At 60.6% G+C, this 22664-nt stretch carries 25 protein-coding genes and 2 pseudogenes; 13 read left to right on the forward strand and 14 right to left on the reverse strand.

The genetic code is table 11. The features are described 5' to 3' along the window. Positions 1-40: 40 nt before the first annotated feature. A pseudogene (locus HMPREF2806_RS10015) lies at positions 41-271 on the forward strand (transposase); the annotation flags it as partial. A gap of 183 nt (positions 272-454) precedes the next feature. On the opposite strand, the gene HMPREF2806_RS10020 reads toward HMPREF2806_RS10015, so the two are convergent. Beyond that, on the reverse strand, positions 455-835 hold the full coding sequence (locus tag HMPREF2806_RS10020; RefSeq protein WP_049154826.1) for a zinc ribbon domain-containing protein YjdM: 381 nt from the start codon (positions 833-835) through the stop codon (positions 455-457). A gap of 115 nt (positions 836-950) precedes the next feature. On the opposite strand from HMPREF2806_RS10020, the gene HMPREF2806_RS10025 reads away from it, so the two are divergent. Further along, entirely contained in the window at positions 951-1559 is a 609-nt protein-coding gene (locus tag HMPREF2806_RS10025; protein WP_070517622.1) for a CueP family metal-binding protein, read from the forward strand. 416 nt (positions 1560-1975) lie between these two features. Here the strand turns inward: HMPREF2806_RS10025 and HMPREF2806_RS10030 are convergent, their stop codons facing one another. Both HMPREF2806_RS10030 and HMPREF2806_RS10035 read right to left on the reverse strand, forming a co-directional pair. Further along, positions 1976-2689 carry a Fic family protein gene (locus tag HMPREF2806_RS10030; protein WP_232745414.1) on the reverse strand — a complete coding sequence of 238 codons (714 nt, stop codon included), beginning with the start codon at positions 2687-2689 and terminating at the stop codon, positions 1976-1978. 24 nt (positions 2690-2713) lie between these two features. Further along, a complete protein-coding gene (locus tag HMPREF2806_RS10035; protein WP_070517624.1) occupies positions 2714-3451 on the reverse strand; it encodes a helix-turn-helix domain-containing protein in 738 nt (245 codons plus the stop codon). Positions 3452-3549: 98 nt separating this feature from the next. Between HMPREF2806_RS10035 and HMPREF2806_RS10040 the strand changes: the two genes are divergently transcribed. From HMPREF2806_RS10040 to arfB, 6 genes are all read left to right on the forward strand, one after another. Then, entirely contained in the window at positions 3550-6078 is a 2529-nt protein-coding gene (locus tag HMPREF2806_RS10040; protein ID WP_070517625.1) for a hypothetical protein, read from the forward strand. A gap of 29 nt (positions 6079-6107) precedes the next feature. Then, entirely contained in the window at positions 6108-6758 is a 651-nt protein-coding gene (locus HMPREF2806_RS10045; protein WP_070517626.1) for an MOSC domain-containing protein, read from the forward strand. 651 nt (positions 6759-7409) lie between these two features. Continuing rightward, complete coding sequence (locus tag HMPREF2806_RS13880; protein WP_232745418.1) at positions 7410-7646, forward strand: Fic/DOC family N-terminal domain-containing protein; 237 nt, start codon at positions 7410-7412, stop codon at positions 7644-7646. Beyond that, positions 7646-8101: a Fic family protein gene (locus HMPREF2806_RS13885; protein ID WP_118779529.1), complete on the forward strand. Its 456-nt coding sequence runs from the start codon at positions 7646-7648 to the stop codon at positions 8099-8101. The genes HMPREF2806_RS13880 and HMPREF2806_RS13885 overlap by 1 nt, the downstream gene beginning before the upstream one ends. Next, on the forward strand, positions 8029-8619 hold the full coding sequence (locus tag HMPREF2806_RS10055) for a putative glycolipid-binding domain-containing protein (RefSeq protein WP_198531135.1): 591 nt from the start codon (positions 8029-8031) through the stop codon (positions 8617-8619). Before HMPREF2806_RS13885 ends, HMPREF2806_RS10055 begins: the two co-directional genes overlap by 73 nt. 31 nt (positions 8620-8650) lie before the next feature. Beyond that, positions 8651-9094 carry an alternative ribosome rescue aminoacyl-tRNA hydrolase ArfB gene (gene arfB / locus HMPREF2806_RS10060; protein ID WP_070517628.1) on the forward strand — a complete coding sequence of 148 codons (444 nt, stop codon included), beginning with the start codon at positions 8651-8653 and terminating at the stop codon, positions 9092-9094. A gap of 54 nt (positions 9095-9148) precedes the next feature. Here the strand turns inward: arfB and HMPREF2806_RS10065 are convergent, their stop codons facing one another. Together HMPREF2806_RS10065 and HMPREF2806_RS13210 are read right to left on the reverse strand one after the other, a co-directional pair. After that, positions 9149-9457, reverse strand: coding sequence for a HigA family addiction module antitoxin (locus HMPREF2806_RS10065; protein WP_083279048.1), 309 nt, complete (start codon positions 9455-9457; stop codon positions 9149-9151). After that, positions 9444-9548, reverse strand: a pseudogene (locus HMPREF2806_RS13210) (type II toxin-antitoxin system RelE/ParE family toxin); the annotation flags it as partial. The gene HMPREF2806_RS10065 and the pseudogene HMPREF2806_RS13210, both read right to left, overlap by 14 nt. 149 nt (positions 9549-9697) lie before the next feature. Between HMPREF2806_RS13210 and HMPREF2806_RS10070 the strand changes: the two are divergent. The 3 genes from HMPREF2806_RS10070 to HMPREF2806_RS14070 all read left to right on the forward strand — a co-directional run bounded on the left by HMPREF2806_RS10070 (position 9698) and on the right by HMPREF2806_RS14070 (position 12941). Further along, positions 9698-10057, forward strand: coding sequence for a Cd(II)/Pb(II)-sensing metalloregulatory transcriptional regulator CmtR (locus HMPREF2806_RS10070; protein WP_005530797.1), 360 nt, complete (start codon positions 9698-9700; stop codon positions 10055-10057). After that, a complete protein-coding gene (locus tag HMPREF2806_RS10075; protein WP_016423157.1) occupies positions 10054-11946 on the forward strand; it encodes a heavy metal translocating P-type ATPase in 1893 nt (630 codons plus the stop codon). Before HMPREF2806_RS10070 ends, HMPREF2806_RS10075 begins: the two co-directional genes overlap by 4 nt. 641 nt (positions 11947-12587) lie before the next feature. Further along, entirely contained in the window at positions 12588-12941 is a 354-nt protein-coding gene (locus HMPREF2806_RS14070; RefSeq protein ID WP_016423158.1) for a type IIL restriction-modification enzyme MmeI, read from the forward strand. A gap of 70 nt (positions 12942-13011) precedes the next feature. Here HMPREF2806_RS14070 and erm read toward each other — a convergent pair whose 3' ends face one another. The 5 genes from erm to HMPREF2806_RS10105 form a co-directional block, all read right to left on the reverse strand. Beyond that, the gene (erm, locus tag HMPREF2806_RS10085) at positions 13012-13866 is read right to left on the reverse strand and encodes a 23S ribosomal RNA methyltransferase Erm (protein ID WP_070517629.1); all 855 of its coding nucleotides are present in this window, start codon (positions 13864-13866) and stop codon (positions 13012-13014) included. A gap of 349 nt (positions 13867-14215) precedes the next feature. After that, a complete protein-coding gene (locus HMPREF2806_RS10090) occupies positions 14216-14449 on the reverse strand; it encodes a recombinase family protein (protein ID WP_224784272.1) in 234 nt (77 codons plus the stop codon). 197 nt (positions 14450-14646) lie between these two features. Continuing rightward, the gene (locus HMPREF2806_RS13975) at positions 14647-14901 is read right to left on the reverse strand and encodes a HepT-like ribonuclease domain-containing protein (protein ID WP_081636726.1); all 255 of its coding nucleotides are present in this window, start codon (positions 14899-14901) and stop codon (positions 14647-14649) included. After that, positions 14822-15076: a nucleotidyltransferase family protein gene (locus HMPREF2806_RS13895; protein WP_232745419.1), complete on the reverse strand. Its 255-nt coding sequence runs from the start codon at positions 15074-15076 to the stop codon at positions 14822-14824. Before HMPREF2806_RS13895 ends, HMPREF2806_RS13975 begins: the two co-directional genes overlap by 80 nt. A 349-nt stretch (positions 15077-15425) precedes the next feature. Next, a complete protein-coding gene (locus HMPREF2806_RS10105) occupies positions 15426-16907 on the reverse strand; it encodes an ApeA N-terminal domain 1-containing protein (protein ID WP_070512995.1) in 1482 nt (493 codons plus the stop codon). Positions 16908-16937: 30 nt separating this feature from the next. Between HMPREF2806_RS10105 and HMPREF2806_RS13220 the strand changes: the two genes are divergently transcribed. After that, positions 16938-17345: an RCC1 domain-containing protein gene (locus HMPREF2806_RS13220; protein WP_232745421.1), complete on the forward strand. Its 408-nt coding sequence runs from the start codon at positions 16938-16940 to the stop codon at positions 17343-17345. Positions 17346-17514: 169 nt separating this feature from the next. Here HMPREF2806_RS13220 and HMPREF2806_RS10110 read toward each other — a convergent pair whose 3' ends face one another. Genes HMPREF2806_RS10110 through HMPREF2806_RS10120 form a run of 3 tightly spaced genes read right to left on the reverse strand, consistent with a single transcriptional unit; the run spans position 17515 to position 20010 of the window. Next, positions 17515-18303, reverse strand: a complete 789-nt coding sequence (locus HMPREF2806_RS10110; RefSeq protein ID WP_070512990.1) for a zeta toxin family protein — start codon at positions 18301-18303, stop codon at positions 17515-17517. Positions 18304-18306: 3 nt separating this feature from the next. Then, the gene (locus HMPREF2806_RS10115) at positions 18307-18570 is read right to left on the reverse strand and encodes a hypothetical protein (protein WP_070444618.1); all 264 of its coding nucleotides are present in this window, start codon (positions 18568-18570) and stop codon (positions 18307-18309) included. Between the two features lie 30 nt (positions 18571-18600). Further along, positions 18601-20010: an aldehyde dehydrogenase family protein gene (locus HMPREF2806_RS10120; RefSeq protein ID WP_070517630.1), complete on the reverse strand. Its 1410-nt coding sequence runs from the start codon at positions 20008-20010 to the stop codon at positions 18601-18603. Between the two features lie 151 nt (positions 20011-20161). Between HMPREF2806_RS10120 and HMPREF2806_RS10125 the strand changes: the two genes are divergently transcribed. Beyond that, complete coding sequence (locus HMPREF2806_RS10125; protein WP_070512985.1) at positions 20162-21082, forward strand: AraC-like ligand-binding domain-containing protein; 921 nt, start codon at positions 20162-20164, stop codon at positions 21080-21082. Positions 21083-21168: 86 nt separating this feature from the next. Here the strand turns inward: HMPREF2806_RS10125 and HMPREF2806_RS10130 are convergent, their stop codons facing one another. Beyond that, positions 21169-22656, reverse strand: a complete 1488-nt coding sequence (locus HMPREF2806_RS10130) for an NAD-dependent succinate-semialdehyde dehydrogenase (RefSeq protein WP_070512982.1) — start codon at positions 22654-22656, stop codon at positions 21169-21171. Positions 22657-22664 lie beyond the last annotated feature (8 nt).

Raw genomic sequence — 22664 nt, forward strand, 5'->3', positions numbered from 1 at the left:
AGCTCATGGAACGCATCATCCACACCCTGCGTAAAGGGGACTACCAAAAGGCTTAGAAGAACTCGCCCAACTGGGACGCACCCTATGGCGTCGACGCAAAGACGTGCTCGCCTACTTTGATATCGGCGCATCCAACGGCCCCGTTGAGGCAATCAACGGCAGACTCGAACACCTACGCGGCATCGCCCTAGGATTTAAAAACCTCAACCACTACATCTTGCGATGCCTAATCCACTCCGGACAACTACAGGACAAAATCAACGCACTCTAAAACCGGAAGGGCCGGATTACCTTCTTTGCTCCCCTCGCAGCGCGCAACGTCTGCGCGCCTCCATCGACCTGCAGGAGGCGTCTGACAAAAGGCAGCGGTCTCAAGCAAGTCGGTGCTCACCCACCCCATGACCCAAGTCGGGACCAGTAAAAGTCCTGGGGTAGCCCTACATCGTCTTCACTACTAAACCTTCTTCACCACAGCAGGCTTCAGCTTCATCGCGCCAAAACCATCAATCCGGCAATCAATGTTGTGGTCTTCCTGGCCGGTGCCGGCGTCGAAGTTCAAGCGGATGCCGCGCACCTTGGTGCCGGCCTTCAGTGGCTGCTGCGCGCCCTTGACCTTGAGGGTTTTGGTGATGGTGACCGTGTCGCCGTCAGCAAGCGCGTTGCCCACGGAGTCGACGATGGTCGGTTCGCTTCCTTCCGAGGCCGAAGCATCAGCAGAGTCGGCGGAGAACTCGTGCGCACACTCCGGGCAGACGATAAGCGGCGGCATCTCGTAGGTGTACTCAGAGGAGCATTCGGGGCAGGGCGGCAGAGTTGCGGCCGAAGTATCAGACATAGGGGAGAGTTTAACCTGCGTAGCACGAAAAGATGATCCTTCTCTCATTCCATTGATAGATACCCGGGTGGGGTATAGGCTTGAGTAAACACAATCGGACCCATTCGGAAGACTTATGAAACGCCTCATCGCCCTCACCACTGCCTGCGCCGCAGCCATCACCCTGTCCTCTTGCTCTACTGACAGCCCCGTACCGAGTGAAGCCTCGAAAAGCGCCGCTTCCAGCACCGACATCCAACAGGTGCCTGCCGAGGAGATCCTCGCCGAGTTCGATCTCGAAGGGTTGGATGGCCAGGAAATCGTGGACAAGCTGGACCGCCAGTCCAAGGACGAGCGCAATAGCGATCTCCTCGCATCCGTGCGCCCGAACGAGCTCATCCTCGCTACTGAACAGGGTCAGGCCTCCCTGCCGCTGCCGGAGGACAAGTTCTACCTCTCTATTGCGCCGTACCTCTCCCGTACGCACGACTGCTTCAACCACTCCCTGACCACCTGCACCGGTGAGCTCAGCCAGGAAGACATCCACGTCACCATCACGGATGACGAAGGAAATGAGCTAGTCAACGAAGACACCACGACGTTCGACAACGGCTTCATTGGCTACTGGCTGCCGGCCGACAAGAAGGGCACCATCACCATCGAGCAGGACGGCAAGACCGGCGAGGTTCCCCTGGATACCTCTGACGAAGGCGGTACCTGCGTGACCACGCTGCAGATGGCATAATCTGCCCATTCACTCACCACGGTGAATCCCACCTCCTGGGGTTCACCGTTTGTCGTTTTATGGTGTCCACGCAGTGCTTGCCGACGTCAACAGTGTTCTGGGCAAGTCCCCATACGGCCACTCCCTGAAGAAATCTCCGAGCAGGCAATTGACCACAACAAGTCCGCTGGTGTCGTCAACTCTGTTCCTTTTAGCCACGCCACCCCGTCGGCGCCGGCTTCTTGGGCGCAGGCGTTGTGGCTGCCCTGCTCGGCGCCATCGCCGCATTCCTGCAGTCTGTCGGCGTGGTCAAGGCTGACTTCTCCGCTCTGCAGAAGATGTTCCGCTAAGCACTACAGCACTATGCACTAAAGGATGCGCTGAGCATTCAGCCCCCACGTAGGCCCTCCGCTTCGGAAGCGGAGGGCCTACTGCGCTTACTGGGAGGACTCCTCTAGGCAGTCATACAGGAAGTCCATCAAGGTCGTAGCGTCATCGGATCGGAACAGTTCATCGAGGGCAAGGTTGAATTCCAGCCTTCTCGCATTAGGGATATTAAGTGCTGCGTAGCCATTGCTCATCAAGAGGCCTGACGCCACAAGCCGTGCGGTTCGCTTGTTTCCATCGAAGTAAAACTGGCTACGCGTGGCAGAGCAGAAATAGGCCAACGCTTGCTCGACTGGGTTTTCAAGCCCTTGAAGGGAGACCAGCAAATCGGCATGAGCTTCACCCAATTCATCAGCAGAGTCGAAAGGGATGAACCCGCCATCCATGAGCCGCACTCCACCGCCATCTCCCTCCACATGGCCTTCACCACGGAAAAGACCAGCGTCCAGGGCCTCGTTCCTTGCTAGCACGGCATGGAGTGCGTTACTGGTGGCTTTATCCACCGCACATTCCTCTTTGAGGACCAGCTCATGGAGCAGGTTGAAAGCTTCTGACAAGTCCAAGATCTGTTGCTGTTCAGCAAGCGCCTTTCCACCCACAGTGATGCCATCTAGCAGGGTTCGAACTTCCGGGAGAGTGAAAGTGTTTCCTTCCAGCGCGGCAGCGTTCCACACCAAGTCAGGAAGTTGCTTGGTTAATCGAAATAACGCACGGTTGGTCCCTAACTCCGAAACGTGCGGCCGCTCATGGTGTTCCCAGCTCACTCGGCTCGTTGCTCTTCTCATCAACTATGCCCCTCCGACGTAGTTTTCTGCGCACACATCAATGGCAAGCTGATGCGGTGATACGTAGTGTATTCCTGCTTCATTCGTTGCGCCGGTGAGCTCTTCACCAGCGACAGGCACGAGGGTGATTCCTCCGGATACAGGCTCAGCACTCGAGTGAATCCGAGTGGGCAACGAGGGCACTATGTCTGCTGGATTTGTGCACCAAATCAACGTCGACCGAGGCTTTTCTCCTCCCCTGGCGCTTTGCGCCGGGCTGCGTTGAGCTGCAAAAGCACCCGACATCGCCCATGGTTGCTCATTCGCATCAACCGCTGAGGCAAGCGTTATGGGATTCGCCGGTAAAAAATGAAGAGCCCCGTGGCGGCCATAGGGATTGGACGCCCATGCGCCCCGTTCAATGAGCGTCTGATAGTCACCGTCGTCGCCCGGAGCATCGCCCCATTGCACGAAGCGGTCAATCCACCTTTTAACGTCTGGTTCTTCGCTGCTGAGCTCCCCCAAGAGAACTCGGACGGCTGTCGCGGCGGCGGCGTCACTCATGCGATGCACCGATACGGAAACCTCATACCCAAGCACGCGCATTACCTTGTCCAACCCTGCCAAACTCGGTTGAGCTGCCCCACGCAACCACAGATTGAGCGTATTTCGCGATACTCCCGAGCGCCGCGAGATTTCACTAAGGCTCAGCGGGCTTTTCTTGAGGAGTTGTAGTGGGTCCATAGCCCCCACTATAGCCATTTGTCCTATGCTTAGGACACCTGTCCTACTTCTAGGACAGTTAAGCCCTCTACCAGCCACATGGCAACCGCACCCCGCTGTGTCCTATGATGAGGAAAATGAGCGCGGAGATTTATTCACTTCCAACTACGCCCCTGGTAGCCAGCGAGTACATCGAGCAGGGCCCCCGGCTGTCCCTGCGTCGCGGCAGCAATATTCTCACGCTTCAGCTGCCCGCCACCTTCCCGGAAGCAGAACTCACCGATCCCCGCTGGGTCGTCCAATCGCATTTCATTGATCGCCCGCACACGCTGCGTGAATTCGCCACCGACGAGCCGCTTGAAGTAGGCATTCCCGGCCCCTTTACTCGCATCATTGTGACTCTGCGCGACGGCGAGGAGGAGCTCATCGAGCCCACCACCTTCACGGGCATTACGGAGGACGCTCCTTTCATCGTCTACGACCGCACGACGCTCATCGCGCCGCAGGGCACGCTCGAGGCCGCTGAGCCGCTCGGCATCTGGGCCGGCTGGGAAGTGGGCCCGCTGCCGGACCGGGTGACGGTGCCGCAGAGGGAACCGGTGGACGTCGCCAAGCACAGCGATTTTGAGTGGGGCTTTGACGTCGCCGTCCTTCCCAACGCCTGCGGACTCGATAACGAGCCGATTTTTACTCAGTCCCCACGCGTGCACCTCATCGCGGAAGGGGAGTGGCGTATCGATCTCACCTACGCGCCCCTCGGCGGCGAGCAGGAGGAGATTTCTGAACAGACCTTCGAGCCGGGCATCGCCGAACCTTTCCCGGGTGACCTCTACGAAGACCCGTGGGTGGGCCGCTACAAGGTGTCGCTGTGGCACGACGAGCAGCTTGTCGACGTCCGCTTCATCTCCCTCGCCGAGGGCCTCCACATGCGTGCGACCAACGATGGTCCGCGCGGCATGGATTTCCGCATCATCGATGCCTTGGGCGCGCACTCGGCCTTCAGCTACACGTTGGCCTCTCCGCCAAAGAAGCCCATCGCGCTGGAGAAGGGCCTTCGCACCCTCGAGGACACCGAGGTCTCGCGCCGCGAGGTGGTGGCCAGTGACGCCGGCTATGAGCTGGAATTCGATGTTTGGCCCGAGGCCTTGTTTAGCCGCGTCAAGCGCATCGGCTTGGAACCCACTGAGCACTCCGATAAACCGGTTATTTTCGCCGGCCAGCTCGATCAGGATGACATGTTCACCGTCCACTCGCCGCGCCCACTGCCGCTGGCGAAGTTCGTCACCATCGACGGCCGGCAGAAGATCAAGGAACTGGCGCGCACCTCAAAGACGACGCAGGCGGTCACCAGCCTCGCCGTACCCAACGCCGCGCTGGCCAACGCCGTGCGCAAGCAACCAACGGCTGAGCTCTTCCTCATGTGGTCCACGCTGTCCTACGAGGACTACCTGGATTCCCTCCCGGCGGGGGAGCGCGAGGCTCACCAGGCCCGCAGCTTGGAGCGGCGCATCGTCGAGTACGAAGCATCCGCCTCCACCAGCCTCATCTATGCGGCGCTAGCCACCGTCCGCAAGTCCCCCTTCGTCAGCCGTGGTCTGCTCAACGGCGATGAGATTATCATCGAACAGAACGCAGAACCGCAGGCAGATTTAGTGGGTTGGGCCTGGCCATTGGCCGAGCCCACCGTAGCGCCCACCCAACTCACGCCCACCGAAGAGGGGTTTGAACTGCCCGCGGAGCTTGCTGAGCATGGCTCGCTGCTTGTCGACGTCCGCGAACTCCGCGCCTCCTCCAACCTCGCCGCCCCAGCACGCCCCTCCAGCGCCTCCATCGTGATCACGCCGGAAGGCTCGCCCGCAGCTCTGGCCTCAAAGGACTGGACTCCGGAACAGCTGTGGGGCACCTTCCGCGCGCTCCACGTGCTCTCCCAGCGCAGCCCCAACCCCAAACTGCAAGCGATGTTCGACAGCACGATTGACCGCCTACGCGCCCAACCGGAGGACGCACTCCATGCCCTGGCACGCACCGGCGTCAGCGTGAACCAACAAGCCCGCTCGCTCGCGCGCACGCGCTTGTTCCACTCGCCGCTGGAGCCCACCGCCGAGTCCAGCGCCGATAGCTACCTGGATCTTCTCCTCGATCCTTCAGCCAGCGAGAACCCAGAGCTCACCGCCGTGCGCGAGACCGGCGCCGATGGCCTGACCCGCCCGATGCTGCTCAATGCTGCGACCATTCACAGCCCCACACCGCCCGTCGATGATCTGATGGGGGAGGCCGGCCGCGTCGCCGCGCTGCGCGAGTGCTTTGCCAACAACGGCGCCCTCGATGCGCTGGGCACCATCGAGCACCTGCGCAAGGACGCCACGGCACTGGCCTCGCTGGTGCAAAACGCGGGCGTTGACATGTCCGTCAACCACACCCTCATCGCGTTGGGCGCCTTTGCCAGCGGAAACACCGCCGACGAGCTCAATGCAGCGGCCTGGATGCCCTATATTTCCTATGCCTTCGCCCTAGCCTCCCGCGCTGCGGCGAATGACATCATCATGGAAAGCCCCCTGCTCAAGGAGGACATGCCCATGCTTGCCGACGTCCTTCCCCTCGCCCCCCGCCTCTTCTTCTACGACCTCGTGACTGCGGAGGCGCTCTTCCACGATCGCGACATGTGAGCGCGTGAGGTGTGCCACAATAGGTGAGCATGAAGGTTATCTCCACGAACGTCGCTGTCCGCCGCCCCGAGCCGCACGGGCGGCACGAGTACACGGGCATCGATAAGCAGCCACGCCCCTTCCTGGATCTGGAAATACCCGGGCCCAACTACGGTGACGGCTCCGGCGTGGTGGGGGATTCCATCGGTGACCACGCCCACCACGGCGGCGCTGAGAAGGCCGTGTATGCGGTGGCCCGTGAGGAGCTCGATTACTGGGAGGGCACGCTTAACCGCGTGCTGCGTGATGGCTACTTCGGGGAGAACCTCACTACTGAGGGGATTTCCTGGCCGAATATGCTCATCAACCAGCGCATTCAGGTGGGGGAGTGCGTGCTCGAGGTCTCCATCCCGCGCACGCCCTGCGCCACCTTCTCCGGCTGGATGGACGAGCCCGGCTGGCTCAAGTCCTTCACGGAGCGCGGTGATTGCGGTTCCTACCTGCGCATCATCGAGCCTGGCCGCATCAAACCTGGCGATGAGATTACACTTATCGGCCGCCCCGACCACGACATCACCATGGGCATGGCCTTCGCAGCCAAGATGGGGGACAAAGAGCTAGCCCGGCGCGTCGTGGACGCCGGCTGCCTCGCCCCAGTCCACCACGAGCAGCTGGTTAAGCGCCTGCAGCCCCGCGACTAACTGCATTCCTTCTCCTCCACCTCCAACACTGCGCGGTGCAGCTATAGCCGCCATAGCTAACATTGAGCGCTTCAATGACAAAATTCTCATTGAGGTTGTCATTGATGTACTCATTGCGCAGTTGACTTGGGCGACGGGCTTCGGCGTTTCCAGCCTCCACTGCATTTCCCCAGACCTGAAACCCGAAACCTCAGGTCGGCGTCGCCAAGCGCTTGGCGACGCCCCACCACCCACCAGGAGGTTTCGGGATCGAGGTCTGGGGATTTGGCCGAGGTCAGCGCGGCCGGTCAGATGGGATTGTCATTGGCATTCTCATTGAGGCTACATTTCAGCCTTAAAGCCCGAATGTTTAAGAGTTATCTAGCACCTAAACCCCAATGAGTGGTTGGATAAGAGTTATCCAACCACTCATTGGGGTTTGACGAATGGATAGCCTCTACATGCCCCACTACGTTACCGAGAGCTGGATCCCCGAATCAGGCTCCGGCATTCCCCGGCGTGATAAGGCTGAAGGTCCTTTTCAGGCCTATGTCCCTGACCATCTTGTAAGTACGGCATGGACTTTCCCCAAAGCGCACCAGCCGGGCAGCGCGTATCAAGCGAGATATTTTGGGGCTCAACCGCCATGCGGCTTCAGGCCAGTTGGAGTCTGTGGCCCGCCTGCTCATGCGTTCTGAGGCGATTTCTTCCTCACGCATTGAAGGTATTGCGCCCAACGTCGACAAGGTTGTCCTCGCGGAACTCGCCCAAAAGGAGGAAGTCCGCGGCTTTAAGGAAAGCGCGGAAGAGGTTGCGCGTAACCTCACCGTTCTGTGTTCCATTGAGAAGAGCTTTGCCACCGAACCAACATCTCCATCGGCCTTCTTGAAAAGCTCCAAAGAGAGTTGATGGGGGAGAAGGGCTCTATCCCCACTGGTCTCCGCACTATTCAAAACTGGATTGGTGGAAGTAACCACACACTCTTTGGGGCCGAGTTCATCCCAGCGCCCCCACGTCTAGTCCATGACCTCGTAGACGACTTATGTCTTTACCTCGATGGCGCTTCGCACGGTGCTCTTATCCAAGCCGCGATTGCTCACGCTCAATTCAAAACGATTCACCCATTTGCAGATGGCAACGGCCGTGTGGGCCGTGCTCTCATTCATGGGATTCTTCTGCGTCGCGAACCTACTGAATACACCATTCTGCCGGTAAGCCTCGTCCTCGATACGTGGTCCAAATCGAAAGCTACCTGCCTTTTCGCACCATCAAGCGTGGTAAAATCCTCACCATGGAGCGCACGTATAAGTGGGAGCATGTCGAGACTCCCCTCATCCGGAACGAGGCCGCAGTTCATTTTTTAGGAGCCGGTTTGACCGCTTCCGGAGTGCAATACGGCGATGGATACGAGGCCACGTGGGAGCTGCGCGCCGCGGAGAACTGGGTGACCGAACGTGTGACGGTGAACGTTGAAGGCGACGGATGGGGGCGAAGCCTCGAGCTGTTTAGGTCCGAGCAAGGCGTGTGGTCGGCGGAAACCAATGAAGAGGGTGCCCAGCCTGAAGATCTGCCCTCCCCCGGTATCGTCCAGTCAGCCGACCTGAAAGCCGCACTCGATTGCGATCTCGGTCTGTGCCCTCTCACCAACACAATGCCTATTCGTCGCTTGACGCTGCTTGAGACTCAGGTTCCGAAAACGCAACTGATCATGGCTTGGATTGATATGCCGTCCCTCCAGGTGATCGCATCAGACCAGTACTACAGCTCCGTCGATGCTGAAACTGTCCGATACGAAAGCGGAACACGGGGAGTCGACGTCGAGTTGGAGGTCGACGGTGACGGAGTGGTCGTACACTACCCTGATCTCGCACGGCGGGTCTGATCCGGAAGCAACTCTAACTAAGCTGGGCGGTATGAACGACCTGACCATCGCGCCTGGCCCAGGGATCCCCGGGGGTCTGGTCATCGTCGCCGCCGACCTGACGGAGCGGTTCGCGAAGTCGTCGGGACCAGGTGGCCAAGGCGTCAATACTACGGACAGCAAAGTGCAGCTTTCCGTCGATATCGCTACGTGCTCATCGCTTTCCGACGCCCAGCGTCGCCGCGTCCTTCACAACCTCGAACACCGCCTGGACGGCACAGTGCTCACCGTGAGCGCGTCGACGCAGCGCTCGCAGGTCCGTAACCGCACCGAGGCGCGAGAGCGCATGGCCGCCCTCTTGCGTGAGGCGCTCGCTCCGCTTCCTCCCCCGCGGCGCAGGACCAAGCCGACGCAGAGCTCGGTGCGACGCCGTCTCGAAGCGAAAAAGCGGCGCTCGGAACTCAAGTCCACGCGACGGCAGCCCCAAATTTCCTAGTTCGAACCATCCGCGTGCATATCCTCACGCTGACGGACCTGGTTCGGGTAACCGCTACGCTGAGACAGCTTGGACCGGTTGAATCCGCTCGATTTCCGAGAGGATCTTGTCTTCCGCCACGTCCAAGTCATATTGAGCCTGTAACCCGAGCCAGAACTGGGGGCTCATTCCGAAGAACTTAGCCAAGCGAAGAGCAGTGTCCGCGGTTACAGCCCGCTTTCCGTGGACAATCTCGTTGATCCGGCGGGGCGGAACGCCAATGGAGACGGCGAGCTTGTGCTGGGTGATCCCCATTTCCTTGAGAAAGTCCTCCATGAGGATCTCACCGGGGTGAACCGGAGGGAGCTTGTCAGTGGTAGTCAACGATCTCAACCTCCTCTGGCCCCGCGGCGGACCACCGAAAACAGATCCGCCACTGGTCGTTGATTCGAATGCTGAACTGACCCCGCCGATCACGTCGCTCCCGCGTTGGGTGGCAGCCGAACCACAAAGGATCAGTCATCTGCTATCCCATCGACTAATTCCTGCAGGTCGCAGGACCTTCGCGGAACCGTCAGTTCAGTGCATTTTGAATAGTTCAACACACGTTGTATTGTTCAGCACATGCTGACTATTGCTTCGCGCCTCGACGTCATGAACCGGCTCGGCCGGGCCATGGCTGATCCGACGCGTTCCCGAATCCTGATGACCCTACTCGACGGTCCGGGCTACCCGGCCGAGATTTCGCAAAGCTTGGATCTGACCCGCTCGAACGTCTCGAACCACCTGTCCTGCCTACGCGATTGTGGCATCGTCGTCGCTGAGCCGGAGGGCCGTAAGACCCGCTACGAAATTGCCGATCCGCACCTCGCGGCGGCGCTCGAAGCGCTGGTCAACGCGACGCTGGCCGTCGACGAGAATGCCCCCTGCATCGACACCGAGTGCTCGGTGCCCGGCTGCGGCGAGAAAGGAACGGACGCATGAGTTCAGCATGTGGATGCGAACACGAACCCGCCACGGAGATCGAAGAGCTCGATCGGCCATGGTGGAAGGACCCCGAGCTACTGCTACCGATCTTCTCCGGCGTAGCCCTCATTACAGGACTGGCGCTGGACTGGTCCGACTTGGAGACGCCCGCAACGGTACTGTATTGGCTTGGCCTGCTGTTGGGCGCTTACACGTTCGCACCTGGAGCGATCCGGAACCTTGTCACGAAGCGCAAGCTCGGCATTGGCTTGCTTATGACGATCAGCGCGGTCGGCGCGGTGATCCTTGGTTTCGTCGGAGAGGCCGCGGCGCTGGCGTTCCTGTACTCGATCGCCGAGGCGCTTGAAGACAAGGCGATGGACCGGGCCCAAGGCGGACTGCGGGCACTGTTGAAGCTGGTACCGCAAACCGCGACCGTGCTGCGCGACGGTACGACGGCCGAGGTCGCTGCGAAGGACCTTGAGGTTGGCGAGCTAATGGTCGTACGCCCCGGGGAGCGGATCGCCACGGACGGCATCATTCGGTCCGGACGCTCCAGCCTTGACACCTCAGCGATCACCGGAGAATCCATTCCGGAGGAGGTTGCGCCCGGCGACGAGGTACCCGCGGGAGCGATCAACTCCGCCGGTGTGCTGGAGGTCGAGACGACCGCAGCTGGAACGGACAACTCGCTGACCACACTCGTCGACCTCGTCGAGCAGGCGCAGGCGGAGAAGGGTGACCGCGCCCGGATCGCCGACCGAATTGCCCAACCCCTAGTGCCCGGGGTGATGATCCTGGCGGTGCTGGTCGGCGTGATCGGCTCGCTGTTGGGCGACCCCGAGACTTGGATCACCCGTGCGCTGGTGGTCCTGGTCGCAGCGTCGCCGTGCGCGCTGGCAATCTCCGTGCCGCTGACGGTCGTGGCCGCGATCGGCGCGGCCAGCCAGTTCGGAGTAGTCATCAAGTCCGGCGCGGCGTTCGAGCGACTCGGCGGCATCCGTCACCTAGCGGTAGACAAGACCGGAACCCTTACCCGCAACCAGCCCGAGGTTACCGGAGTGGTCCCGGCAGACGGATTCGATCGGGCGCAGGTGCTTTCCTTCGCGGCGGCGGTTGAGCAGCAATCGACGCACCCCCTCGCCGCGGCGATCGTGGCAGCGGAGCCCGAAGCGCCCACCGCCTTGGATATCAGCGAGGAAGCCGGTCATGGCATCGGCGGCACCGTCGAAGGCCGACGGGTGCTGGTCGGCAGCCCCCGATGGATCGACGCCGGGCCACTGAAGGCGGACGTTGAGCGCATGGAGTCCGAAGGCCAGACCTGCGTCCTAGTCACCGTCGATGACGCTCTCGCCGGGGCGATCGGGGTGCGCGACGAGTTGCGGCCCGAGGTGCCCGATGCCGTGCAGTCCCTGCACGACAACGACGTGGAAGTGAGCATGCTCACCGGCGATAACACTCGCACCGCCCGGGCGCTGGCTGAAATCGCCGGAATCGACGACGTGCGCGCCGAGCTGCGACCGGAGGACAAGGCAAGCATCGTCGCCGAACTCTCCTCCAAGACGCCGACGGCGATGATCGGCGACGGCATCAACGACGCGCCGGCACTGGCGGGCGCAACGGTGGGCATTGCGATGGGAGCAACCGGCTCTGACGCCGCGATCGAGTCCGCTGACGTCGCCTTCACTGGCCACGACCTCCGGCTGATCCCGCAGGCGCTGCAGCACGCCCGCCGAGGCAGCAGGATCATCAACCAAAACATCGTGCTGTCTCTGGCCATCATCATCGTGTTGATGCCACTGGCGATCAGCGGTGTACTGGGCTTGGCCGCCGTCGTGTTGGTACACGAAGTCGCCGAAGTCATCGTGATCTTGAACGGCCTGCGGGCTGCACGAGCGAAACGCTGAGGCTGTGACCGGCAAGTCTTATAAGGGTTAAACCACGCGCCGAGCGCACACACGTTGGACCAGGCGAGTCATTCGAGTTCACCACCTGGTCCTTCTCGATGCGTGCAGGCACGGGAACTGTGGGGGAACCTAATAGTTCAACGGTTCGATACCGCTTGCAGATTCTTCACACGAGGTAGCGGAATGGACCGAGGCCGAACGAAAACCCGAGTTAGAGACAGCGCTCTTCAACCTACCCCCAATAACGCGAAACGTCATTAACGCCTCGCGTTACACGTTGAACTTGAACTCGACGGAGTGTCGTCGATAAATAACCATTTGATGCGCGCGTGCGGAATTAACAACGAAATACCGCTAAAACAGACAACATATGGGGTGCACAGAAACACATATAAGTTCTGCGGAAAACCTATAGGGTGCGTCGCTAAAAACCGCTGTGCGCGAAAAACATAAAGGGTTTACGGACCCGGTCCCAGACCCCTCAATACTCTGAGCCGGAAGAATGGAAAGTGGAAGGTTGATGTATCCCCACTATTTATTTTTTCCGTTTTTCGGAGTACATCGGGAGCTACAACTGCGGACCAGCTCTGTGTGAACTAGATGAGAAGGCGCAGCAGCGAATCATCGACGCTGGACAGTTGGTGCTGCGGGCACGCGAGCGGCACCCCCAGCGGTCACTCGCGGAGCACTACAACCCGTTATCGATGGACCCAATTCTGCTCAAGGCTCACAACAACTTGGACCGGGAAGTCGATAAGGCTTTCGATGTGGCACGCAAACTCACCAACGAGCGCCAGCGCCAGGAGCTACTGTTCGCCAGCTACGGGGAGTTGGCGAGGGGCTATGTCTCCTCGCTTTCATCAAAATCGAAACCACCAGCAGGGTCGTTCCCCGTGCGGGTGATTTTGATCGGTCCCGCTGCTGGGTGTAGAACCCTGTCGCTGGCAACGCCGGGAACTATGACTGTGCCCGACGAGAACACGTCACTGCCATAACGCGGCTCACGGTAGACGAACATGGGTCGTTCACTACTACTGGTGGATTTCGGTTTTGGTGGTGGGGGGATTACCGCCGCCGGCCTCGATTTTTCCGTTGAGGAGGTCGTTGACTACTTCCCGATGGTGAAATGGGCCGATGGTGAGGTAGAGAGGAACCAGTCACCTGGAAGAGATCGATCCAGTCGCTGGTGTGCAATCTGGGAGGTAGGGTCGCGGGGTCGATTCCTCGCGAGCGCAACCATGATTGTGTCTCTGAACGTGATGAAAACAACCCTGCCCTTCGGAGAATTTCCCCTATCCCGCGTCCCCGGGCAGTGAAAACGGTGTGCACCATCGCCTGAAAGGCTTTGCGCTGCTCTATCGGAATCTTCGGGTCACCCACCCGGCGGATCACTAAGATCCCCCCGTCAACGTTTGGCTGTGGCCGGAAAGCAGACCTTGGTACTCGGGAACCAAGGTGAAACGTGAACCATGGGGACCACTGAGCCGTCATCATCGTGCTTGCACCTACCCCGGCCCGGCGGCGAGCGACTTCCCACTGCATGAGGAGTACAGCGTCAGTCCATGCCGGCGCATGCAACAACTTTCGAAGAATGGCAGTGGTGAGGTGAAAGGGAATGTTTCCCACAATGACGCAGGGAGTGGCGGGTAACCGGAAGTTAAGGAAATCATCATGGACCACTTCGACCGCCGCCGAGGCGGTCTTTTTTGTGAGTTTGGCAGCTAGTTTTGCGTCTACCTCAACTGCCGTTATCGCCCTCCCCAAGTGGGCCATCGGGTGAGTGAGGGCACCGCTTCCTGGCCCGATCTCAATGATGGGGCCGGAGGTTTGTTTCACAAGATCGACGATGGAGTTGATGATCTTGTGGTCTGTGAGAAAATTTTGGCCATGCTCGTGACGGCCGTATCCGTATGCAGACATCAGGTGTGCTCCTTGGAGTTGAAACGGAGCCGGGCATGACAAATAGCCGCCCGGCTAAAGGACCGGAGCGGTTTCTAACCTGCGGGAGGGAGAAAACCGCCTTAGCGGCTGGTGAGCGGCCGCATGAAAACGGAACCTGAAATCAACATGGGCCTATCGTATCCAATTAATTTCGCAGGGTCCAATACGGTGAGAAAGAAGACAACCGCACCGCAACAGTGCAAGACCTCTCTGGATTGGAATTTGTCCTACCTTCGGCTCGTCGTACAGACGCCACTGGCGTATTTTGTCTCTGGGCAACGAGGGGGAGTTACCCCCACCTCCGGATGTTTTTAAGGTGCACCCCTTATTACGCTGTGGTGCGGGAGTAGTTTTGTCCGACTGATCGGACTACCCATCGACGTGGGGCGGGTAGTTCGAGGTCCCAGCAGATGATCGCGTCGATTTCGCCGCGTTCAAAGGATGCCACCATGGCGTCGTAGTCGGGGCGAGCCACATTCTTCTTTGACGCGGAAATGGACTGATCGACGTAGTTATGTCCTATGTCCAACGTCCAAGCCACGCTGCTTTGCAATGGCTTCACAGTCCTGACGCTGCCGGTCGATGGTGAGGCCATCCACGTCAGCGTCTCGCGAGATACGAAGGTAAATAGGAGCGCGTGTTGCCAAACGCTTTTAATAAGGCCCTTAGCTAACATTGAACTTAAACTCGACCACGTTCCGTAGCCGAATAACCTTTGGAGCCGCGCCGTCAGTTAGCAGAGATGTGGCACCGCAGCGCCTAGGCAAGAGGAGGCAGATGAGTATCGACGATATCGCGGACCACGTCGATGTCGACGCCGAAATACTGGTGCACCAGGATGTTGCGGAAATCCCGAATCTGAGGCCAGACGATCTCAGGGTGCGCGCCGGTGATCTCATCGGGAAGATGGTTCACGGCTTCGCCGGACTGCGACTCACAGCGGCACCGCCTCGGCGAGCGTCGAAGCGGATACCGGGTGCCTGAGCAACTGGGCAGGAAACACGTCGATGCCATCGCGCCCGAACAGAGCGCGACTCTCCTCGAGCAGACCAGACGCACGCATCAGGAGACGTCCCTCCGCAGGGTCCATCCCGACGAGGATGTCGATGTCCGATCCTGCAGACGCGGTGCCGCGCGCGACGGACCCGAACAACTTCGGGTTGGTCGCGCCGTACCGATCGATGAGCACCTGGAACTAGTCAAGACGCGCAACGAGAATCCCGCGTAGGGCAAGCGTCTCAGGCGTCATGACGGTCTCAGACATGCTTCCGGGGGAAACGGGCCCGGCAGCACGTCGACATGGAGCTTTGACATTGAAGCGGAACTCCACCGCGTTCTTAAGGGCCGACGACATTCTCCCGTCTCACCGCCGCACCAGGCGGCACTGACGCGCTGCCACCACTTACAGCCGGTCGTCTCGCCCGCCCGCCATGACGCACTCAACGAACGAGCGATAGAGCAGGCTTACACGCGTCTCGCACTAAACGACCGGGCAGCAGCGTCACGGAGGTTCCGAAGTAGCGGCTATCGCAGTGCACCTAAGGGTTTGGTGAGGGAACCAGCCATTCGGCAGCGGTACGGAACGTAGCCCTCAGTTGCGGGTGCTCCCGCACGATCTCTCGCTGCCGCTCCGCCGGCAACCCGAGCTCGTGCAAGACGTTGAGGATTACGACCGCGGTCGTCACCTCGACGACGGCGATCAGCTCCTCGATGGAATGGTTGGGCGTTCTGCCCTCGTGCGCGAGGTCATTGCGGGCGCGCGTCGTCCACTTCGCCCAATGGTCGACATCCGGTAAGAGCTGTGCGATCGCTTCCTGATCGGGTCGCGCGGCGAGGGCATGGAGCCGATCACGGAGGGTCGGGTCGTTGCGGATCGCCCCCTTGAACCTGTTTCGGTGCTCATCGGGAACCTGCGCCAGCATCGCCTCTCGCATCGCCCTGAACTCCGCGTTGGGGAACGGTTTCTCGTCGATGCGGAGGTTGCGGTGCAACACCTCGGCAGCATCGACTGCCGTCAGAAGATTGTTCTCAACAAAACGGGCCGGTGCGTAGCGCAAGCCCAAGATCATGTTTGTCGCTGCCTCCAGGCGGCCATGGGCCTCGCACCATCGGGGCATGACCTCCTCAAATGGGATCGAGCCGCAGGTGAAGAACATTCGGTGGTGATCGACGACTTTCGCGTCGTGTTTTCCAAGCGCGGCCGGTGAGTAGAGCACATCGGCACGTCGGCGCGGCAGCGGGCGGCCATCAGGGAAGTGCGACTCGGTCCCGGCAACTTCCAGTCGGAGCCAGATCACTCCGGCCGCGCGATGCGTCGCCAGGGAGATCAGGTCCTGCACCAGGCTCGCCTCCTGCAGAGCAACACTCAGAGAGAATGGTTCGGCTGGCACGACGCAGATGGACACCGTGTCCCGCATACGTCCGACGCTTCCTCCCTTGCGCTGGTCGAAGAATGGAAGCGTGTGCGTGTGCTGAAGGCGATACTCAGTGTCGTCGACCACGACCGATTGCGCCTCGACCGGCTTCACCGAGATACGCCCGGTCCCATCGATCTTGCCGTCGGGAGCCCCGAGGGATCCTTCGAACACAGAAGACGCCGCCCAGAGACTCAGATCCTCGACTGAGACTTCTGCCCTAGCGAACGCCGGATCCGCGTCACCGCTGACATGCGCGCCGATGATGGCGACCGTCGCGGTCACGGTCTGCTTATCAGGGCTCGCCACTCGCGCACCCATGGTCCTTCTGGTGCTCCTAGGAACACAGCCAAGCAGTGTGATCTCCCTGAGCTCGGCCACACCGTGCATGACTTCCCAGGTGCGGGTTCCTTCGTGAACAGCAGTCCATCCAGACGAGTCCGTCGTCAAGATCCGATCCTCGAAGGTGCCGATCAGCGACAGAGAGAGACCATCTTCCGGGTCGTACCGTAGGACACCCGGGACCTTCTCGCTAGGGGCTTCCGGCAGCCACCACACGCCAGCCCACTCGCCGGCCTTGTCGAGGTTGAGAGGATCATTAGGCATCGTACTCCCGGTCCCGGGCTCCTTCCTGTCTTGCGGCCAGATGTCAGGTCGAAAATCTTTACTCCACCACATGCCCCCCACGTAGGACAATCTACAGCGAGATCATGGTCAACTGAGATCGGATGCGGCGACTGGCACACAATCGCAGTTCGACGCGACGGCACAGCCCTCGCAACTGGCAACAATCAGCGAGGGCAGACCGACGTCGCCCGGTGGACACACGTGTCCGGGGTCTTTGCCGGCTACCTACACACCGTCGGCTTACACGAAGACGGCACCGTCGTCGCCGTCAGCGACGACAGCAGAGGCCAGTGCGATGTCCAGTCATGGACCGGCATCACAGCGATCGCAGCCGGAGCGAGACACTCGCTCGGGCTGCGGGCGACCACACCGAGCAGCAATGCAATGTCAACGCCTGGGCCGCTCGACCACAGATGAACTGAAGTCCAGCGTGCCCGATAATCGGCGGTCGATCACACGTTGAATCTAAACTCCACGCAGACGACATCCTCAGCCTGCTAGACCTCGCAGACCGCCAGCTCGCCAGCAGCCGCTTTGACACGAAGCTCTCACCGCCTACCGGGCGCGCAGTTCCACGGGCACAGCCTTAAAGCTTGCGGATAAGCTCTGCATCAGCCACGAGGTTTTGCGTGAGCTTCTCAGCTTCAAGCCCACTCAAGTCACAGCTGTCGAAACGGGCCAGCCAGTCGGCCCGAACAGCGGGGGAGTCGAACCAGGTTGCGCGCTCGGCTTCAATATCCTCGATGCCGCTCAAGGTACGGCCGTCGCGGGTGCGGATCTCGAGGTCGTCGACAAGCGGGGCAATCGCTTGAAGCCCTGGGACGATGGCTTTAAAGCCCGACGTATGGGAAACCTCATTGGTCCAGCGCGGGTAGCGGCTCACACGCTGCGCCTCCAGGTAGCGCTGGACCACGCCCAGCCTGGAGACCTCCTGCGCCACCGCCAGGCCCACGACCTTCACGCGGAAACCCGCAGACCGAAACTTGGCTATCTCACCCGCGATGAATTCCGGGTTGGACAGCGTGTTCTCAATGATGAGGGAGTGCCCGTGCTGACGGCCATACTCAATCAGCGAGGACATCCAATAGGGCACCGGCCCATTGGTGAGTACGTCCATGCGTAAGGGATCGCGCTCCACAATCTCGTCGAGGGCGGGGTGCAGCTTCCGAATCTCATCGGAATCAAGGACCGCGTGACCGTTCTTTACCGATTCAATGGCCGTTGATTTGCCTGACGCTGGCTGCCCCGCCACATAAATGACCTCTGGAACAGCCGGACCATGAGCATTCGATCGGCCGAAATAGCTGGCTTGCAGAGTCTTTAGCCGTTGCTCCATAACCTGCGGATCAACGGGGAAGTCAGCGGCAGAAAGCATAGGCTATGCCGCTTTGTGCTCGGAGGAGAGGGCTTCAAGCCGCTGCGCAAAGAGAGCCGCAGCGGATCGGATGGCTTCGATGTCAGTTGCATCAACCTCGCCAACCATGTCCTCTACCAGCCAGTTCTGGCGAATCCACCATTGCGATTCAACGTCGTTGCCTGCTTCAGCGGCCCTAGTGAGGTAGGCAGCTTTCAGCGAGGACGCAACCTCCTTCATGGCGTCGAAGGCTGCGTACTCGATCTCCGGGACTTTGGCGGTGCTCATGGCGCTAAGAATAGCAGCGCCACGGCGGTTTTAGCCGTTGATAATCTGCGGGTACGCCAGGCCCTTGAGGCCCTCGGTGCCGAACTCCACGCCGTAGCCGGAGGACTTGATACCGCCGAAAGGCACACGCGGATCCACGGCACCGTGGCTGTTGATCCAGGTGGTGCCAGCCTCCAGCTGCGCGGCGACGTCCAGAGCGCGCTCGCGGTTGGAGGACCACACGGAGGAGCCCAAGCCCACGTCCAGCTTGTTGGCCTGCTCGATGGCCCAGTCGAGGTCGGTGTACTTGATAATCGGCAGTGCCGGACCGAACTGCTCCTCGACGACCAGCGGGTTGTTCGGGTCGATGTCTGCCACCAGGGTGGCGGGGTAGAAGTAGCCCGGCGCGTCATAGTCCGGGTCACCGCCCAGCAGCACGCGGGCACCGGAGTCCTTGGCGGCGTTGACAAGCTTGTCCACGATGTCGAACTGCTGCTTGTTCTGCAGCGGGCCGAGCACGTTCTCCTCTTCCAAGCCCACGCCCATCGGGGAGACCTTGGCCACCTCGACGAGGGCTTCGCAGACGGCGTCGTACAGCGACTCCGGCACGTACACGCGCTTCATCGCCGCACAGGTCTGACCGGTGTTGATGAAGGCACCCCAGAAAAGGTCGCCTGCGATCTCCTTCGGGTCGGCATCATCCAGTACGATGCCCGCATCATTACCGCCAAGCTCCAGCGTGAGGCGGGTGAGGTTGTCCGCGCTGGCCTCCACGATCTTCTTGCCGGTGGCGGTAGAACCGGTGAACATGATCTTGTCGACGCCCTCGTGGGTAGTCAGCGCCGCGCCAACCTCACCGGCGCCGCTAACGACTTGGAGGACACCCTCCGGCAGCACGGAGTTCACAACCTTGAGCAGGCCCAATACGGAGAGCGGGGTGTACTCGGAGGGCTTGACGACGACCGCGTTGCCCATGCGCAGCGCCGGCGCAATCTGCCAGATAGTAATCATCATCGGCCAGTTCCACGGGCCAATAGCACCGACGACGCCGAGTGGGCGGTAGTTGACGGTGGCGGTGATGTCATCATCAACGGCGGTGTAGTTGGGGTGCTCGAAGGAGGCGGTGGCATTCAGCCAGCCGGAGCAGGCACCGACCTCGAAGCGGGCGTTCGGGCCGTTGAGCGGCTTGCCCTGCTCACGGGAGAGCAGCTCCACCAGCGCTTCGGCATTGGCCTCCACCGCAGCCGCAGCCTTGGTGAGCAGCTCGCAACGCTCTTCGTCGCTCAGCTTGGCAAAGTCCTTTTGTGCCGCGCGTGCGGTCTCAACTGCAGCGTTGAGGTCCTCTACGGTGTTTTCTGGGGCGCGGCCAACGACCTCACCGGTGGCGGGGTTGAGGATGTCACGTCCATTCTCGTCCGTGATGGCGTTGAGCAGATCAGCGTACGTGGCGAACTGAGTCATGAGATCTCCTTCAGGGAAGTCGAGGGCCCCGCGAGCAAAGCCCAAAAGTTACTTTTGTTTAGGATGTTACCTGCACCACATCTACAGGCTTGACTCTGAGTGCACACAATTTGTCCAAAAATGTGCCAGTTCTCACGATATGATTCCAGTTATGTCTTCCTCCGCCGTTGAACATTTCGATATCGCGTCGTGGCGCACCGCGTCATCCGATTCTTTTGGACAACTCGACGTGGACGCCGAAGACCCCTCTTCCTTTCACGCCACGCTGCGCTCCACGAAGGTGGGGGACATATCCCTCTTCGACATGCACACCTCCCCGCACACCGTGAACCGATACAAGGTTTCCACCGACGAGGTCCCTTTTTGCAAGCTCAGTTTGCAGATCACAGGCTCCTCAACCATGAGCCAGGACGGGCGAACCTGCGAGCTTCGCCCGGGGGACCTAGCGCTATACGTCACCCAGCGGCCCTACACCCTGCGCTATCCGGAGGAACAAAACACCCTCATTGTTCACTTCCCACAGAGCTTCCTCGACATCTCACCCGCGCAGATCCAACGCCTCACCGCGAATCCGATCTCACGCTCACACGGCCTCGGCGCGGTGGCCGTGCCCCTCTTTGAACAGCTTGCCAAGAACCTGGACCTATTGAAGGGCCCGCATGCCACGGCCCTAGTCCGCTCGGCGCTGACCATGCTGGTGTCAGTCTTGGCCTCCGACGTCGCCGACGAACCCTCTGCAGGCACACTCCTGTTCAACCAGGCCACCGCCTACATCGAGAAGCACTTGGGCGACCCGGACCTAGGCCCGAGCACCATCGCCCAAGCACTCTTCGTATCGGTACGCCACCTCCACGCCAAGTTCTCCGAACAGGGCCTCTCCGTAGGCAGCTACATCCGAACGAGGCGCCTAGAGCACATCCGCAGAGAACTCGTGGACCCGCGGCACTCCGAGGAATCGATCAGCCACATCAGCGCCCGCTATGGCCTGCACGATCCCTCGCACCTGTCACGCATCTTCAAGGCGGAGTACCACAAGTCACCGAGTGCGTACCGAGCAGCGGCCAGCGAATAGCACCGGCAAGTTTGGCATAAAAGACAATGCTGGCACCTCTCACAAAGGAGGTGCCAGCATCATTATCAGCGAATTTAATGCACTATTTATGCATTCGCGTACGGGTCGCGCATAGCGATGTACTGCAGCGAGGTGTACTCGTCCAGGCCCTCAGCGCCGCCCTCGCGGCCCATGCCGGACTGCTTCACGCCACCGAATGGGGCAGCGGCGTTGGAGATGACGCCGGCGTTGAAGCCCATGAGGCCGAACTCGAGGCCGTCACCGATGCGCCACATGCGGTCCGAATCCTCGGTAAACACGTAGGAGGCCAATCCGTACTCGGTGTCGTTAGCAATCTCAATTGCTTCCTTCTCATCGGAGAAGGTCAGGATCGGAGCAATCGGGCCGAAGATCTCCTCCTGTGCCACGCGGGCATCACGAGGAACGTTCGTCAGAACAGTGGGGGAGTAGAAGTAACCCTTGCCCTCACCCGGCTTGCCACCGACGATAGCCTTGGCGCCCTTGGCCACGGCATCGTCGACAAGCGCGGTGATGTTATCCAGCGCCTTCTGCTCCACGAGCGGACCACAGGTAACGCCCTCGTCGAGGCCGTTGCCCACCTTGAGCTCACCGATGCGCTTGGCGAACTTCTCCGCGAACTCATCAGCGATGGACTCGTGAACGATGAAGCGGTTGGCGGCGGTGCAGGCCTCACCGATGTTGCGCATCTTGGCGCCCATTGCGCCCTCGACGGCCTGGTCAATGTCGGCGTCCTCAAAGACGATGAACGGAGCGTTGCCGCCCAGCTCCATCGAGGTGCGCAGGACGTTGTCCGCAGCTGCCTTGAGCAGAGTCTTGCCCACCGGGGTGGAGCCGGTGAAGGAAACCTTGCGCAGACGAGAATCCGCCATGATCGGCTCGGAGATAGCAGACGCAGACTTACCGGAGACCACGTTGACCACGCCAGCCGGAACGCCAGCATCAATCATGGTCTGTGCGAAGTACTGGGTGGTCAGCGGCGTCAGCTTGGCCGGCTTCACCACCATGGTGCAACCAGCGGCGATGGCCGGTGCAATCTTACGGGTAGCCATGGCCAGCGGGAAGTTCCACGGAGTGATAAGCAAGCACGGGCCCACCGGCTTACGACGGGTCACCATGCGCAGGGTGCCCTCCGGCGCCGGCAGGGTACGGCCGTAGTCACGAACGGCCTCCTCGCTGAACCAACGCAGGTACTCAGCGCCGTAAGTAACCTCACCGTAGGACTCTGCCAGCGGCTTGCCCATCTCCAGGGTCATCAGCGCAGCGAACTCGTCCTTGCGCTCCTGCACCAGGTCAAAAGCACGGCGCAGCAGGTTGGAGCGCTCGCGGGTGGACGTGCGTGCCCACTCATCCTGCACGGCGCAGGCGGCGTCCAAAGCCTTCTTCGCATCCTCAGAAGTAGCGGAGGCAAGGGTGGCGATAACTTCACCGGTTGCCGGGTTTTCCACGTCGAAAGTGGATCCATCGGAGGCGTCTACCCACTCACCGTTAATCAGCAAGCCAGTCGGAACCTTGGCCAGCAGCTCGTCAATATTGACCTTGTTGTTTTCACTCATGGTTCTTT

The sequence above is a fragment of the Corynebacterium sp. HMSC076G08 genome (assembly GCF_001811515.1).
GTDB lineage: Bacteria > Actinomycetota > Actinomycetes > Mycobacteriales > Mycobacteriaceae > Corynebacterium > Corynebacterium hiratae.

What these genes read in the sequence shown, in the direction of transcription:
- HMPREF2806_RS10020 (WP_049154826.1), bottom strand. Translation starts at nt 835, where the DNA reads ATGTCTGATACTTCGGCCGCAACTCTGCCGCCCTGCCCCGAATGCTCC.
- HMPREF2806_RS10025 (WP_070517622.1), top strand. Translation starts at nt 951, where the DNA reads ATGAAACGCCTCATCGCCCTCACCACTGCCTGCGCCGCAGCCATCACC.
- HMPREF2806_RS10035 (WP_070517624.1), bottom strand. Translation starts at nt 3,451, where the DNA reads ATGGCTATAGTGGGGGCTATGGACCCACTACAACTCCTCAAGAAAAGC.
- HMPREF2806_RS10040 (WP_070517625.1), top strand. Translation starts at nt 3,550, where the DNA reads ATGAGCGCGGAGATTTATTCACTTCCAACTACGCCCCTGGTAGCCAGC.
- HMPREF2806_RS10045 (WP_070517626.1), top strand. Translation starts at nt 6,108, where the DNA reads ATGAAGGTTATCTCCACGAACGTCGCTGTCCGCCGCCCCGAGCCGCAC.
- HMPREF2806_RS13885 (WP_118779529.1), top strand. Translation starts at nt 7,646, where the DNA reads ATGGGGGAGAAGGGCTCTATCCCCACTGGTCTCCGCACTATTCAAAAC.
- HMPREF2806_RS10055 (WP_198531135.1), top strand. Translation starts at nt 8,029, where the DNA reads ATGGAGCGCACGTATAAGTGGGAGCATGTCGAGACTCCCCTCATCCGG.
- arfB (WP_070517628.1), top strand. Translation starts at nt 8,651, where the DNA reads ATGAACGACCTGACCATCGCGCCTGGCCCAGGGATCCCCGGGGGTCTG.
- HMPREF2806_RS10070 (WP_005530797.1), top strand. Translation starts at nt 9,698, where the DNA reads ATGCTGACTATTGCTTCGCGCCTCGACGTCATGAACCGGCTCGGCCGG.
- HMPREF2806_RS10075 (WP_016423157.1), top strand. Translation starts at nt 10,054, where the DNA reads ATGAGTTCAGCATGTGGATGCGAACACGAACCCGCCACGGAGATCGAA.
- erm (WP_070517629.1), bottom strand. Translation starts at nt 13,866, where the DNA reads ATGTCTGCATACGGATACGGCCGTCACGAGCATGGCCAAAATTTTCTC.
- HMPREF2806_RS13975 (WP_081636726.1), bottom strand. Translation starts at nt 14,901, where the DNA reads ATGGCATCGACGTGTTTCCTGCCCAGTTGCTCAGGCACCCGGTATCCG.
- HMPREF2806_RS10105 (WP_070512995.1), bottom strand. Translation starts at nt 16,907, where the DNA reads ATGCCTAATGATCCTCTCAACCTCGACAAGGCCGGCGAGTGGGCTGGC.
- HMPREF2806_RS10110 (WP_070512990.1), bottom strand. Translation starts at nt 18,303, where the DNA reads ATGCTTTCTGCCGCTGACTTCCCCGTTGATCCGCAGGTTATGGAGCAA.
- HMPREF2806_RS10115 (WP_070444618.1), bottom strand. Translation starts at nt 18,570, where the DNA reads ATGAGCACCGCCAAAGTCCCGGAGATCGAGTACGCAGCCTTCGACGCC.
- HMPREF2806_RS10120 (WP_070517630.1), bottom strand. Translation starts at nt 20,010, where the DNA reads ATGACTCAGTTCGCCACGTACGCTGATCTGCTCAACGCCATCACGGAC.
- HMPREF2806_RS10125 (WP_070512985.1), top strand. Translation starts at nt 20,162, where the DNA reads ATGTCTTCCTCCGCCGTTGAACATTTCGATATCGCGTCGTGGCGCACC.
- HMPREF2806_RS10130 (WP_070512982.1), bottom strand. Translation starts at nt 22,656, where the DNA reads ATGAGTGAAAACAACAAGGTCAATATTGACGAGCTGCTGGCCAAGGTT.